This window comes from Nocardia sp. PLKS1-43, from assembly GCF_059510335.1.
On record NZ_JCAJZQ010000013.1, the window covers coordinates 15,730 to 30,256 of the forward strand.

Genomic DNA, 14,527 nt, shown 5'->3' on the forward strand with positions numbered 1-14,527 from the left:
TGTCGGTGCCCGGGTGGACTGTGATTTGTCGGAATTGGGGATCGCGTGACCGGGGCCGGGTGGGTCTGAGAGGGTCGCCACATGAAGATCGGTGTCGCACTTCCGCAGATGGCTCCCGGCTATGGACCGGGTACGACGCTCGACTGGGCCCGGCGAATCGACGCGGGCCCGTTCTCGAGCGTTTCCGTTGGTGAGCGGGTGACGTTCTCGAACCCGGAGATGGTCGCGACACTGGGCGCCTGCGCCGCGGTCACCGAGCGAGTGCGGGTCCTGGCGAACCTCTGGGTGCTCCCACAGCACCCGATGACGATGGTCGTCCAGCAGATATCGCCACCATGGTTGCTTGGTCGTTCGCGGAGTCGCAGTTCGGCGGTGGATGCTGCTGCCGAGCTTCGGACAGTGGAAGTTGGCGGATGTGCCGGAAAGACGAGTGCAGGTGGGGACTTGAACCCCTCAGTGCGGCAGATTTGCCTGAACCATGTGTTCGATGACATCTAACATAGGTAATTGCCGCGATTGTTTCAACGCTGTCGGCGGGGTGTTTCTGCCGTAATAGGTTGTGGCCGAGTGTCTTTCATCTCGACAATGCTGACCGATGATCTTTGGTCATCTGTCGTTGCAGGGGATTCGCCGGACCCTTTGGCTGGTTCCTGAGTGAATGTCGCCCGCGTGGGTGGCGGCGGAGTCGGGCAGGTGGAGTGGGATCGGGTACGGTCGTCGGGTCAAGCTGAGCGATCGGCGGGGCGATACCCGGGCGAACCCGGTAGCCGGTGCGAACTTGCTGCCGGGCTCACTCTTTCGACACCACGGACGACTGGTGGCCCAGTTGTTCCACCTCGGAGTGGTACGACGGCGGAGTCGGTACCGAGTTTTCGCCATCGGGCCTGTGTCGGTTGTTGGTCGCAGGTTCGTGCCCTCGGCGGGGCACACCGAACATGGGAACGGGGATGACCTGCGGTTTTCGCGGGGGCAGCTGGTGATCGAAGCGAAATTCGACCTATGACGGTTGTTGACAGCGTTGACCTGTCCCTTTTGCGCCGCCTGGCACGGGGCCGATGGGGCCGGTCAGGCAGCGTTGAAGTGCCGACCGTAGCCGCCGATGTTCCATACCACCCACCGGAACTCGTCGGGGGAGAACGGGTGCCGGGCCGCTACCCCGGGTGCCGGAGATATCGGCCAGAAACACACGCCGCAGCGGTGGCAATAGCATCCACGGCCCCAAGCCGCGTGCGCGGCACCGCGGCCACGCTCCACTTGGCGGTTGCGGCGGGAGCGGTTTGCGGCCACGGCGAAGACAAGCACCGGCGGTGCGATGGAGATCGTGGCGAATACCAGCGCGACAATGGTGACTCCGATGATCGAGCCGATCGATGAATTCTTGGCGGTGAATTCCCCGATGACTGCCGCCACTGATGCTGCCAGCCACAGCAGCGTCAGAACCGACAGGAAGGACCCCAGCAATATCGTTCCTGCGGTCGAAACCGGTGACGGCGCAGGCATTGTCGCGTACGCCAAGCTTGTCGTGCTTGTCCGGTTGACCGCTGCGTGACCCACTACCGGTATCAGGTGGCCCGTGGGGGACACGCCAACACCGGAATATCGGTCGGTGCCGGATACGGTGGACACCCCGGTCGCGTGCAGCGCCGGGACGCTTTGAATCCAGTCTGCGCGGTCACAGCTCGGGCATGAGAGATCGACCATACCCGTGGGTCCCTTCGTCCAGAACGTTCCCCTGCCGCGCGATCCGAGTCGCGAGTGAGTCGCGGTCCTACAGGTTCAGGCCATAGACCTTCTGTATAGAACTCCGCATCCACGCACAAGTATCGCGGAGACTGGCGACCGCTGCCGTGCTTCGGGGCGACAAGCGCCACAATCACAACCACGACAGCCGTCAAACTCGCGGCCTGGGCGAAACGCTCAGTTCCGGTGTCCCACTGGCTTTGAGCCCTCGGAGTTCTGGGCGATCGTTTTGGCCGAGCAGACGTGTGGAGGAGTGGGTGTGCCTGGCGACTTCGGTACACAACAGCGGACCTCCGATCGGCCCGCCCGGAGCAGGACGTGCCTGCGCCGAGGCGGTTTCGGCGAAGTTGATTCGTTCGACGGGCGTGGGAGGATAAGCTCTCCTGCGGAGTGTCAGGCCGCGCACGCGCTCCTCTGTTTCGCCTGAGTCGCCTCGCCCACGCCGGTTCGGTGACGCTGACAGGCCAAGGTCCTCCCCGGGGCCCGCGTTCACCTTCTCCCTGTTCGGATGCTTGTTTCGTCGCAGGCAGGGTGGCGTGGGCACCTCTGCCGGAAATGGACGAACATGCCGAAGAACAGCAGTGCGCGCCGACGCCGCCGGGCCCGCAGGATCGCGGCCGAGGCTGGCGTTAAGTATGCCGAGGCTCTCCGGCGCGGGGAGGAGTTGGCTGCGCAGGCGCGTGAGCAGGCCGAGAGGAACTCGCGATTGCGGCCGTCGAAGATCGAGATCGACGGTGTCGAAAAGTACTGGCGGCGCGAGGATGCCGAAGAACTCGCTCAGGAAGGCATGGCGGACCCGACCCGTGAGGATATCGCCGCCGCAGCGGATGTGCTGTTGCCGAAGGTCCGCGCACTTCAGTCCGCCAAGCTGACACCGAAGACGGTGGTCGTGCCCTATTGGCAGGGGGTCACCCAGAACGAGGCGAACGAGCAATTCCGCAAAACGGTCCAGCAGGCGCTCGACAACCTGAAACGGGTGCGTGAGGACGCAGAGATCCACTGTGTCGAGTGGACAACCGTAGCCGCCGCCTACTACGGGGTGTATGTGAAGCTGAACGGGCTGGACCGAATCACCGGAGGGTCATTGAGCAACCTGCTCGAATCGGCCACGGCCGCGGCCAGCGTACTGTCGACGACCGCCGAAGCCGTCCACAGTCGCGGATGCCTTCTCGGCGCGGACCGGTCCCGTCGCTTCGGCTGGGGGTACTCGCCGTGCGGTGGCGGTGAGGTGCGGGTGCGCGTGCGGATCTTCGACGACGAGGTGATCGTCACCGTTCCCGGGTGCCTACGGCACGCCGCCGAGGAGATCTTTATGTTCCCTATTGAATGTGCGTGTTGATGCTGTTGGGCATCAATCACATTCGATGAAGGGCTGGCGTGACGGACTGGCGGGTGTTGTGGGTTCCCGAGACTGAGGGACTGGGCGAAGTAGGGCAGGGACTGCTGACCGGATGGACCGATTGGGCTGCCCGACAAGAGGCGGTCGGGGTGAAGGCGGGCGACCCGATCTTTCTGTCACCGGATCGAAGAGTAGACCCGTTGCTGGGCTTGTATGGCCAGTCGGTGGCTTTCCGCCGCTATACGACCGAGACACGACGGAACTATGCAACCGATATCGGCCTTCTGCTGACGTTTCTGTGGAGGCGCGGTCGAGGCTGGGCCGAGGGTACCGAGCGGGATCTGGAGGATTACGAGCACTGGCGACGTTACGCCGAGACGAACCCGGCGCGGATCGGCGGCGCGAAGTGGGACCGTGAGTTGGCGGCATTCGCCAGTTTGTACTCGTGGGCGCACAAGAACGATCACATCTCGTCCAACCCTGTGACGATGAAGCAGATCGTCGGCCGCAACGGGACGGTGGCGATGGTGCCGGCCGCGAAGACGAAGAACACTCGCCGCAGCAATGTGCACTGGCTGACACCTCGGACTTGGAGGCGGTGGATCGATGTGGGTCTTCGGGGCCACGGCGGTGACGGGATACCTGAGCCGGGATGGGTTGGGCGGCTGGAGGATCGCAACGTCGCTTTTGCCCGCATGATGGTGAGTTCCGGGCTGCGGCGCGCCGAAGGCGGATCGTTACTGACGTTCGAGGTCCCGGCGCGGCAACTCGACGGCGGCCGCTATTACCGTGGCAAGGTCGCGGCCGAGGTCACCCGGTCGAAGAAGCCACGGACGTTCTATGTTTCCGACCAAGCCGTCGGCGAGGTCGATGCCTACGTCGACTCCTCGCGGGCCGCGGTTGTGCGTCAGGCGCAGAAGACCCGCGTCTACGAGCAGCTGTCGCAGCGGTGGGTTGTTTCGGAGGTGACTCGGGGGTTGAACCCGAGCGTGCGATGGTGCGATCAGGATGGTGCCACCGGGTGTGGGGACCTGAACGGGTTGACGGTGCGCGAGCGGATGCTGTTGTTCATCGAGGGGCCGCGTGGGCTGGAGCCGCTGTGGCTGTGGCTCAACGAGCGCGGGTTGCCGTTTCAGGTGCATTCGTGGAATGCGGTTTTCACGACGGCGAACACCCGGTGTGAGCGGGTGTTGACTCCGGCGAACCGGCGGGGCCTGGACCCTCATAAGGTGTTTGCGCCTTTCGCGTCGCCGCATTCCACTCGTCACAGCTTCGCGCTCTACATGCTGGTGGTGCTGAATACGTTGATGGACCAGAGATTCGGGCTGACTCCGGAGGAACGCCGCGACTTTCGCCAGCTCTACGGCGATCCGTGGTTCATGGTGCAAAATCTGTTGGGTCACGCGGCGCGTGAGACGACCGTCGAGCGCTACCTGGCTCCGGTCGCCGACCTGCAACTGCGGGCCATGCTCACCGACGCGGCCGAGCCGATCACGGCGCCGATGCCCGAACTGGATGCCGTATTCGCCCGCATCGCAAGGGAATCCGAACGCATCCAAGACTTCGAAGAGCACCGGCAGCCCACAGCTGAAGGTGCGCGGTGAGCGCCCGTGGTCATAAAGCGGTCCTGCCGGTGGCCGATCATGTTCGGCCCGAGCCTTTGGACGCGGAGGGGTTGCGTGTGCGTCACTTCGACCGAAATGGCCGTCTGAAAGAGTATGACTTTTCCGCGCTGCCGGTCGCGGAGCCGATGCAGCGCTCGCTGGCCGGACTGTTCGCTGTCCGCAGCGTCCCCGACACCTGGGGCAGCCACGACAGCTCCCACGACCTCTGGCAGAAACTGAAACGGTTCGCGGAGTTCCTGTCACAGCAACACCAACCGCCTCGCGACCTGAACGAATTCACCCCGGCGCTCGTCAAGCGTTGGCGCGCAACCACACTCGCGCCCGGCGGCGATCAGGAAGGCTTCCGCAACGTGGCGGGCCTGCTGCGAGGTGACGCGCGGCTGCAGAGCGGTCCCGTCGCCGATGAGTTGGTTCGGCGTTTCAAGCGCCCGCCCAGCCGTACGCAGTCCTACAGCGAGGCCGACTTCGATCAGGTCAAAAGCGTTGCGCGAGTGATGTTCCGGGCTGCGCTGCGACGGATCGAGAACAATGCCGAGCACTTGGAGAGGTGGCGCAGCGGCGGATACCCCGAGAACAGCCGGGACTGGCTGATCGGTGAAGCCCTGGAGGTCCTGGCGTGCACCGGGGAGCCGCCGCGCGCCGCCTTCGTCGACGAGAACGGGCACAGCCCGATGCCTGTGAGATACATCAGGGCTTTGGGCGGGCGAACAGGTGCCCAGACATGGCAGCGGTTGTTCCTCACACAGCACGAGGCCGTCGCGCTCGGGGTGCTGTTCATGGCGGAGTACGGCTGGAATTTGTCGGTGATCGACACGCTGGAAGTGCCTCGCGCGTCTGCGGACCCGGGCGATGACGGCTCGCCGACCTACCGGGTCGCGCTGGTGAAGTTCCGGCGCGGCGCCGGGCGTCATCACGAAACCAGGAATCTCACCGATAATGGTGTCGGCTCTCAGGGGCGGTTGATTACCCAGGCTCTGCAGGCAACCCGCTTTGCCAGGGCGGTCGTGGAGGATCTCGCGCCGGGGACGGATCGTCTGATGGTGTGGCACTCCAGGTTCCGTGGCCGGCAAACCACTCGAACCGACCGTCATCCGCCCGTCGGTCCCTTCCAGTTCGGCGTCACCGGCGACGCGGCCTTCACCTGGGCGCGCGACCAGGGCCTGAGCGGATCACCGTTTCGCCGTGGACGTAAAACCGTGACCGCACTCGATCGCCGTGAGCCAGGGCAGCATTCGCAGAGCACCCACGACCGTCACTATGTCTTGAACGATGCGAGAGTTCAGCAGCAGGCGGTAGAGATTATCGCTGCCGGCGCCGAGGATGCCCTGTCTCGGGCACGTTCCGCGGTGCTGATCGCCGAACTCCGCGATGAGCACAGTACGGGGGATGTGGAGACCGTGACCGCGGATTGTGCCGACCCCGACAGCAGCCCGTTCGGGGTGACCGAGACCGGGTGCGGTGCTTCGTTTCTGATGTGTCTGGCCTGCCCGAACGCGCATGTCCATCCCGGCCATCACCCGCGCCTGGCTGTGCTCCATCTCGCCCTCGAAAACCTGCGGTCGGTGCTGCCGACCGCGTCCTGGGGCCGGGACTGGGGTGATACCCATGCCCGCCTCGACGATCTCAAAACCACGCTCGGCGACGGCCTCTGGGATCAGGCTCTGTCACGAGCCACCGAGCACGACCGGAGCCTCATCGACCACCTCCTGACAGGAGCTCTCGACGCATGACCACCGCCGTTCCCCACGACCCCTTTCTACTGCCATTACCAGCGCCGCACAGCCCCGTTGTCCTTCCCCATCTGGCCGGCACGTTGAACGCCCACCGCAGCAGCCGCTACAGCGACCCGATGTGGTCGCTGGCTGCCCTGACCGACAACCCCAGTAAGACGACACGCACGATCAACTGGCGCACATGCCCGCCGACGTTCGAGCAGCAGGGGCGGTTGCTGGTCTGGAATCTGATCAACGGTCAGCTCAGGCCGACCTTCCTCCGCGGCCGTCAAACCATGCGAGCTCGGCTCAGCTTCACCTCGATCCACGAGACCGTAGCGTGCTGGATGAAGCTGGCGCTCTGGCTGGAGGCACGAAACATCAGCAGCTTCACCGGCTGCGACACGAGCGTCCTGCACGAGTACGGGCGGCATCTGCGCGACACCACTACCGGGCGTCTCGGCGGCCGCGCGGCGCTGGTCGCGGTGACTCGGCTGTGGGCGTTCGATCAGCTCAGCGCTCGCCCCGCCGGGATAGGACGACCACCCTGGGAAGACCACGGGGTCGATGACTACCTCCCGCCCGCGACCCGGGGCAGCGGGGAGAACCTGACCGAGACCCTCTCGACTGCAACGATCGCGCCGCTGCTGGTGTGGGCGATGCGCATGATCGACGACTTCGCAGACGATATCCTCGCCGCCCACGCCGCACGCCAGCGGATGATCGACGCCGCCCGCACGAACCCGGTCACGCCGACCGGTCGCGCAGCGCTGCGCGCCTACATCGACACGATCATGACGAACCAGGCCCCCATGCCGATGACCATGACCGCCGGCAAACCCACCCTCGCCAGAAGCTACATCTGCGCCCGAACCGGTGCCACCCTGGCGCAACTGGAAGTGATGCTTCGTCGGCGCAAGGACGTGATAGCAGCAGCAGTCCAACATCCAGGGCCCTGCCCACTCGACGTCGACATCACCGGGAAGATCAGCGGAAAGCCTTGGCGCACAATGCTGGATTTCGGTGAGGTACCGTTCCTGTGGCGGCACCTCGGCACGGCCGCGTTCATTGTCTGCGCCTACTTGACCGGCATGAGACCCGCGGAAAAACGCGCGGAATTGCATTTGATTCAGCATTCGACCAGTACCGATATTGGCTGAACCCGCAGTTCAGACGGTACCAGACAGCGACTCAGGATCGATTAGCATCGAATCTGCCTGGGGCTCTTGCCTTCAGTCGGTCCATCTTCAACAATGTTGCATCAAACGCAACGGAGGCGAGAGTGGGTCCAGCAGCGGATTTGCCGGGTGCGGCACACCTGGTGCTGGCTCAGGGGGTTGTGCACCTGGACCCGGCGAAAGCTGTGTTCGAGGGCATGCTCGAAGGGTGGGCGCGCCAACAGCGCACCCGATTCCTGAAGTGGGACAGCACAATCAAGCCGCGACTGTCGTTGGTGCGGCGCCTGGCGGAATTTTCGAATCAGTTTCCGTGGCAGTGGGAGCCAGCGGAGGTCGAGGCGTTCTTCGACCACATCCGGACAAACAACCCGAATTTCACAGTCTCGACGGCCCGGCAGTATCAGAACTCACTACGGATGTTCTGCGACTTCATTTGCGATGGCCGCTACGGCTGGCAGGCGATCTGCCAGGACCAGTTCGGGCAGGTGCCGACACGGATCCTGCACGAGGACAACAGCATCGTGCATGCCAGCGAATTCGAGGGGCAGCCGGGACGACGTCCGTTGTCCTACGATGAGGTCCAGGCGCTGTTCGATGCCGCAGACGGCCGGGTCGAGGAAATCCGTAAGCGTCGCCGAAAAGGTGCGCTGGCGGCGATGCGAGATTCCGCACTTCTGAAGACTTACTACGCTTACGGGCTTCGGCGCCGTGAAGGGTGCGGTCTGGACCTGCCGGACCTGCGGCACAATCCGAAGATGCCCCAGTACAGACGTTATGGTGCGTTGTTCGTGCGGTGGGGCAAGTCCTCGAAGGGCAGCCCGCCGAAGCGGCGCACCGTGTTCACGGTCCCGGAGATGGATTGGATTGTCGACGTGCTCGATCACTATCTCACCGAGGTCCGGCCGCGGTTCGATGTCGGCAAACATCCGGCGATATGGGTGACCGAACGGTCCGGCCGCTTATCCAGGCGCGCCGCCAACGAAGCGTTCCAGACCTGCCGTGACGCCGCTGGCCTGTCGGCTGACCTGGATTTACATTCGCTGCGGCACAGCATGATCACTCACCTTGTCGAGTTCGGATACCCCGAGAAATTTGTGCAGGACCAGGCTGGGCACGTGACGGCAAGTTCCACGGCGATATACACCGGGGTGTCCGACGAGTACCGCAATCAGCTGCTGAGACAGAAGCTGACCGAACGCCACGCCGATTTGTGGGAGGACGATCCCTCGTGATCAAGAAGATGGGCTACCGGTGGAACCTGCGCCGGGTCATGGCCGCCAAGGACATGTTCCAGACCAGCGACCTGGTGCCCGAGCTTGCCGAGCGCGGGATCAAGCTGTCGCGGGAGCAGGTGTTTCGCCTGGTCACCCAACCGCCGCAACGCCTTTCGATGGACACCCTCGCCGCGTTGTGCGACATCCTCGGCTGCACACCCAACGATCTGATCGAGATCCAGACCGTCAACGCCGAGGTTCGCAAGACCGCCGGGGAGAACCACGGGCCCGCACCGGCGGTGCGGCGCACGTCGATCCGCCGGCCGCAGGGCTTGTGACTCCGCCGTCGACTGCGGCCCGCCTGGCCGCGCAGGCCGCGCGGATGGAAGCCGCGTTGGATGGCGCGGATACGGCGCTGACCGCGGCGCTCCCCGGTTTGACGCCGGACGCGGCGACGGCCGCGCTCGAGGTCGCGGTGCCGATCCCGGTTCGTGGCGCCGCCCGCTTCCTCGAAGAGTTGACGGCCCATCTTGTCGGCCATCCGGATGCGTTCGTTTCTGGTGAATCGCATTGCCCGCCAACACTTATACGGCTTGTCGATGTGTTGCACGACGGTGGACACCCCGTGAATCGCATCGTCTGCGCGCATTGCGGCAGGCCCGCTTCCGAATTGCGGCAGTTACGTCCCGAAGGCCGGATCTGCGGCACCTGTGACGGGCGATCGCGCCGCTCGACCTGCGCCCGCTGCGGTCAGGACGGGGTGCGCATCGCGGCCCGCAGACCGGAGGGAAAGATCTGCTACCGCTGCTACAGCCACGACCCGGAAACGTTCGAGGAATGCGCGCACTGCGGCCGACTGGACAAGCCCGTGACACGTCTGGACGGCGGAGGGGCGCTCTGCCAGCGCTGCTGGCAGCGTCCACAGCACCGGTGCATACATTGCGGTCAGACCAAGCCGGCCGCTCTCCTCGACGACCAGGGAGCTTGTTGTCACCTGTGCTACAACAGGTTTCGACGTCCTCGCCGAATCTGCGGGCGTTGCGGACGCGAACGCACAATCGCCCGCAACGCCGACGGTGATCAGCCCGATCTCTGCCACAGCTGCTACCGCGGTCCGAAGGCGACCTGCTCGAACTGCGGTCGGCTACGCCCCTGTCACGGAGTCGGCACCGGCCGCCCGATCTGCAGCGCCTGCTACCGCAGGCCCACTCACACCTGCTGCCGCTGCGGTCAGCAACGCGGAATCAACGCCCACTGGCCCATAGGACCGGTCTGCGACCACTGCTACAACGCCGTGCTGCGTGACCCGCGCGAATGCGCGAACTGCCGGACCACTCGGGTGCTCACTAGGGCACCATCCCTTCTGCGGCCCTATCGGTTAGGGTTGTGACCTCTCGGTCCCGGTGGGTGCATGGCCTTCGTTGCGAGCCACTTGATGGCCACGATGAGAACTGCCAGCCCCGCCGGGCCGAGGGCCGCGGACCGGCATCAGGAACACGCCCGATCGAGGGCCGATTAGTGAGCTTCCGGCAGCGGTCCTCTCCACCGGCGAGGTGCGAATCCGACCTCGAAGGAGACCCCTGTTGTTCGCCGGATGGGATTGGGGAAACACCGCCCACGACGTGTGTGTCATCGACGACACCGGGACCCGGATCGACCGGTTGACCATCTCCCACACCGAGGACGGAATCACCCGGGCACTTGCCAGACTCGCCGCCCACGGCGACCCCGCCGAGCTGCCGGTAGCGATCGAAACCACCCGCGGCCTGGTCGTGGACCGGCTGCTGGCGGCCGGGCACCCGGTGATCCCCGTGCACCCCAACGCCTTCCACGCTGCGCGGCCCCGCTGGGGCGCGGCACGGGCGAAAAACGATCCCGGTGACGCGTTCAAACTGGCCGACTACTCCCGCACCGATATCCACCGCCTGCCGGCCGTCCGCCCGACCCTGCCCCAGACTCTGGAGCTGCAGGCACTGACCCGGCAACGCGACGACCAGCTGGGATTGCGGATCGCCGCGGTCAACCAGCTCGCCGCCTTGCTCGATCAGCATTGGCCCGGCGGGAAAACGGTTTTCGCGCAACTGCATTCGACGATCGCGCTGGAGTTCCTCGACCGCTACCCGACCCGTCAGTCCGCCGCACGGCTGTCCGCTGCCCGGCTCGAGCAGTTCTGCAAGGCCCGCGGCTACAGCGGCCGGCGCTCCGGCACGCAACTGCTGGCCCGTTTGCGCGAGGCGCCGGTCGCGGTCGGCCGCCTCGGCGAAGCGGTGATCGCCCAGCTGGTGCACGCCCAGGTCGCGGTCGTCCGCGCTTTGCAAAACGGCATCGACGCGCTCGACGCGGTGATCGCCGAGGTCGTCGCCGCGCACCCGTATGCCCGGCTGCTGACAGATCTGCCGCGGGTCGGCACCTTGAACCTGGCCTAGATCATCGGTGAGGTCGGCCCGATCCTGGAACGCGCCACCAGTTTCGATCAACTGGCCGCCGAGACTGGCGTCGCGCCGGTCACCCGCGCGTCGGGCAAGTCTCATGCCGTCGCGTTCCGGCACGCCACCAACCGCAGGGCCCGCCAGGCCCTGCACATCTGGTTCGACAACAGCCGCCGCGGCGATCCCTGGGCCATGCGCCGCTACGCCGAGGCCCGTGCTCGGGGCCAGCGCCACCCGCACGCGCTGCGGACCCTGGGCCGTTCCTGGCTGCGCATCATCTGGGCCTGCTGGCGCACGAACACTGCCTACAACCCGGACCGGCATACCGCCGCTGACCAGCAGATCGCGGCATAGGGGTTGACTCAGGAAACTCATCGGCCGTGACTCCAAGGGCAACGGGATCTGCGGACCCTGCGCCGGATACGACAGCGACTACTCATGCCGGCGATGCGGACGAGCCGGGAATCCCTACGGCCGGGAGGGATGTGCTTACTGCGTGCTCGCCGAACGAGTGCGTGAATTGCTGGCCGGACCTGGTGGTGAAGTTTCGCCCGAACTCCAGTCCCTCGCAGAGGCTCTCACCCGAACCGAGAGCCCGTTCAAACAGATCCACTGGATCGACTACAGCCCGAACGCCCGTCTGCTCGCCCGGCTCGTCGCCGACGGCAGGGCACTGAGTCATGACCTTCTCGACGAGTTCCCGCCGAGTCGCAATGTGCATTACATCCGGCAGATGCTGACCCAGACCGGCATTCTGCCCGAACGTCATGAGGACCTGGATCGGCTGCCAGCATGGCTTGACCACTACCTGATCGGCAAACCCGCCGAGCACGCCAACCTCATCCGACCATTCCTGCACTGGCATCTGTTGCGGCGCGCCCGCAGCCGCGCGAGCGTCCGCCGATTTCCCGCTTCTGCTGGCCGAGCTCTCCGCCGCCGCATCTTCGTCGCGCTGGACCTGCTTGCCTGGCTCGATGAGCAGGGCCTGACGTTGGCAACTCTCCGCCAACCCGACCTGGACCGCTGGCTCGACGAGCCCGGAACCCACCGACGCAACCTCGTCCGCTACTTCCTCAACTGGACATCCAAGCGGAAGATCACGGAAACCCTTGTCGTGCCGTTGATTCCGCGTCAACAGCCCGCCGAATTGCTCGGGGACGAGGAGCGCTGGCGGCTGTTGCAGCAGTGCCTCGACGATGTCGAATTGCCGGTCGACGTCCGAGCGGCCGGTGCGCTGACTCTGCTGTTCGGGCTCTCCACCGAGCGGGTCCGACACCTCACCGCTGACCAACTCATGCGCCGGGACGGTCACGACTTCCTCACCGCAGGCCACCGACCTATCCTTCTCCCACCCAGACTGGCGAAACTCTTGCGGAAGCTCGGCGACGACCCACAACGTCGGCTGGCCATCCCCGAGGACAAGCAACGCCCTCGCAAGCTATTCCCGGGTCTCGTCCCCGGCCAGCCGATCGCCAACCACGCACTCACCACCCGGCTCGCCCGCTACGGCATCAACGTCCGCACCGCCCGCAACGGCGCTCTCGCCGCCCTCGCGGCCGATCTGCCCGCGGCCGTGATCGCTGATCTGCTCGGCATGCACATCCACACGGCAGTTCGATGGGTCGACTATGCCGGAGGAGATTGGACCGACTACCTCGCCGCCCGAGCCGCCGAGCAGGCGGAGGCAGCCGATCACGGCGGGGAATAGAGTGTCGCCGACGCCCTACACCAGCAGAATGAGGCGATCAACGATCCGCCGGTCTCAGCGCATCGGCAACTTGTCTTCGAAGCTGTCGATCAAACTGCGAAGTTCGTCCGGCCGATACTGGGCCCACATGGCGAGAAATGCATTGGCAACCACCAATTCGGAGGTGAAGTCAAGGTCCTCGCCGATCTGCACGAATATCACGTGTCTGTCGGCATTGGTGAGCGCGCGGTCGCGAACCACCTTCTTCACCCTGTTCTGGGCCTCGGGTGGTAGTTGCAGCGAGACTGCCAGCCTGCTGGCCAGGGTGTCGATGTTGTCTAACACCAGATCGAATACATGAGCTTCCGGAAGGCCCGCGCCAGGCAAGCTGAATTCACCTTTTTCGGGATCGACGCGTTCGCTTTGATCACCGTCGAGGATGCACACGGACGGGAACTGGGCCGAGGGGTCGATGTTGTGCTGTTCATTAACCTTCCGTGCTGGCGCCTCGCCACCCATGGAATGGATTTGAATGGCATCGACCTCGACTTGGCCATAATAACGGAGAGCGCAAGCTACCATTAGCTCCGCGAATGAGTCTTCCACGAATATCGCGAGCCTGGCGTCGATCTGACCTGTTATTGTCCGTAAAGCCCCAACGTCGAGCTTGCCCTGAAGAACTTCGCCGTTGTATGCCGACCAGATTGCTATGGATGGAAGCGGAGCCAATGCCTCATTGCTATGGGTTGTGAACACTACCTGACAGGACTTCCTCAGGGCGACATCGATTAGATACTCGACAATTCGGCGGGTCGCGACAGGATGCAGACCGTTCTCGATCTCCTCAATCAGGATGAGAGCGTTGTCCGGTGCCTGTTCAATTTCCGACACGATCCGCACGACGCTGGCTTCTCCAGCACCGAAGTGGAACTCGGAGTACTCGGTCCCATGGCTGTTACGGACAGCAAACATCGACGCCTTGCCCCCGGGGGCAATTCGCAAACGATTGCATCCCTGCATGTCTTTGCCGAGGATCCTCTCAACTGCAGTGATAACCTCGTCCGACAGTGCGATTTCCTCTGCGGCAACGAACATGTTGCCGATCGCTTTGACCAACTCTCGCCGTTCTGTGGCCGCGACCGTTCGAGATACGCCAAAGTAGTGGACCGGCCGAGCGAGCGCCTTGCGATTCCACTTGAGCTGAGGAAAGCTCGCTGTCCGCTGAAACGCCAAGCGAGGATTATTTTTCTTGTCGATGATCTCGTACTCGATAGACCAATTTTTCATGCTGGCGTCGTAGCGACCGCTCTTGGCGAAAAACGTGCCTGGGGTGATATCCTTATATGCTAGGCCAGCAGCTCCCAGGATCGTAGTCTTACCGCCACCATTCGGGCCGATCAAAGCTGTCACCGGAAAGTCGAAGCTGATGAGCCGATCACTAAACTGTCGAACCTTCGTAAGCGTTACTCGACGCAAATACATACCGTAATTGTTAGCAACGACCTTATCCCTCAGGCGTTGAATGTCGCTGTCGCGGATCTCGCTTCGATAGTTACTCAGGTCAGCCCACCTTCGGATGAGCACGAGCGGTGGAATCCTCGTG

General features: G+C 64.4%; 12 protein-coding genes. 11 read left to right on the top strand and 1 reads right to left on the bottom strand.

What is annotated here, in order from left to right:
* Positions 1-81 precede the first annotated feature (81 nt).
* The 11 genes from AC5WS7_RS32645 (at position 82) to AC5WS7_RS32695 (ending at position 12,945) form a co-directional block, all read left to right on the top strand.
* On the top strand, positions 82-498 hold the full coding sequence (locus tag AC5WS7_RS32645) for a hypothetical protein (RefSeq protein ID WP_495958466.1): 417 nt from the start codon (positions 82-84) through the stop codon (positions 496-498).
* An 856-nt stretch (positions 499-1,354) separates the two neighbouring features.
* Positions 1,355-1,549 carry a hypothetical protein gene (locus AC5WS7_RS32650; protein WP_495958467.1) on the top strand — a complete coding sequence of 65 codons (195 nt, stop codon included), beginning with the start codon at positions 1,355-1,357 and terminating at the stop codon, positions 1,547-1,549.
* Between the two features lie 756 nt (positions 1,550-2,305).
* Complete coding sequence (locus tag AC5WS7_RS32655) at positions 2,306-3,079, top strand: hypothetical protein (protein ID WP_495958468.1); 774 nt, start codon at positions 2,306-2,308, stop codon at positions 3,077-3,079.
* Between the two features lie 38 nt (positions 3,080-3,117).
* Entirely contained in the window at positions 3,118-4,683 is a 1,566-nt protein-coding gene (locus AC5WS7_RS32660; protein ID WP_495958469.1) for a site-specific integrase, read from the top strand.
* A complete protein-coding gene (locus AC5WS7_RS32665; RefSeq protein WP_495958470.1) occupies positions 4,680-6,434 on the top strand; it encodes a hypothetical protein in 1,755 nt (584 codons plus the stop codon). The genes AC5WS7_RS32660 and AC5WS7_RS32665 overlap by 4 nt, the downstream gene beginning before the upstream one ends.
* Positions 6,431-7,576, top strand: coding sequence for a hypothetical protein (locus AC5WS7_RS32670; RefSeq protein WP_495958471.1), 1,146 nt, complete (start codon positions 6,431-6,433; stop codon positions 7,574-7,576). The genes AC5WS7_RS32665 and AC5WS7_RS32670 overlap by 4 nt, the downstream gene beginning before the upstream one ends.
* Positions 7,577-7,698: 122 nt before the next feature.
* Complete coding sequence (locus AC5WS7_RS32675; protein WP_495958472.1) at positions 7,699-8,826, top strand: tyrosine-type recombinase/integrase; 1,128 nt, start codon at positions 7,699-7,701, stop codon at positions 8,824-8,826.
* Positions 8,823-9,146, top strand: a complete 324-nt coding sequence (locus AC5WS7_RS32680; RefSeq protein WP_495958473.1) for a helix-turn-helix domain-containing protein — start codon at positions 8,823-8,825, stop codon at positions 9,144-9,146. The genes AC5WS7_RS32675 and AC5WS7_RS32680 overlap by 4 nt, the downstream gene beginning before the upstream one ends.
* A gap of 1,245 nt (positions 9,147-10,391) precedes the next feature.
* Positions 10,392-11,234, top strand: a complete 843-nt coding sequence (locus AC5WS7_RS32685; protein WP_495958474.1) for an IS110 family transposase — start codon at positions 10,392-10,394, stop codon at positions 11,232-11,234.
* Positions 11,235-11,237: 3 nt separating this feature from the next.
* Positions 11,238-11,591, top strand: coding sequence for a transposase (locus tag AC5WS7_RS32690; RefSeq protein WP_495958638.1), 354 nt, complete (start codon positions 11,238-11,240; stop codon positions 11,589-11,591).
* 142 nt (positions 11,592-11,733) lie between these two features.
* Positions 11,734-12,945 (top strand): site-specific integrase, encoded by a 1,212-nt coding sequence (locus AC5WS7_RS32695; RefSeq protein WP_495958475.1) that lies wholly within the window; start codon positions 11,734-11,736, stop codon positions 12,943-12,945.
* A gap of 54 nt (positions 12,946-12,999) precedes the next feature.
* On the opposite strand, the gene AC5WS7_RS32700 is transcribed toward AC5WS7_RS32695, so the two are convergent.
* Positions 13,000-14,406, bottom strand: a complete 1,407-nt coding sequence (locus AC5WS7_RS32700) for an ATP-dependent nuclease (protein ID WP_495958476.1) — start codon at positions 14,404-14,406, stop codon at positions 13,000-13,002.
* Between the last annotated feature and the right edge of the window lie 121 nt (positions 14,407-14,527).

Excerpts from the sequence above, each read along its gene's own strand:
- AC5WS7_RS32645 (WP_495958466.1), top strand. The coding sequence starts at position 82 with ATGAAGATCGGTGTCGCACTTCCGCAGATGGCTCCCGGCTATGGACCG.
- AC5WS7_RS32650 (WP_495958467.1), top strand. The coding sequence starts at position 1,355 with ATGATCGAGCCGATCGATGAATTCTTGGCGGTGAATTCCCCGATGACT.
- AC5WS7_RS32655 (WP_495958468.1), top strand. The coding sequence starts at position 2,306 with ATGCCGAAGAACAGCAGTGCGCGCCGACGCCGCCGGGCCCGCAGGATC.
- AC5WS7_RS32670 (WP_495958471.1), top strand. The coding sequence starts at position 6,431 with ATGACCACCGCCGTTCCCCACGACCCCTTTCTACTGCCATTACCAGCG.
- AC5WS7_RS32700 (WP_495958476.1), bottom strand. The coding sequence starts at position 14,406 with ATGTATTTGCGTCGAGTAACGCTTACGAAGGTTCGACAGTTTAGTGAT.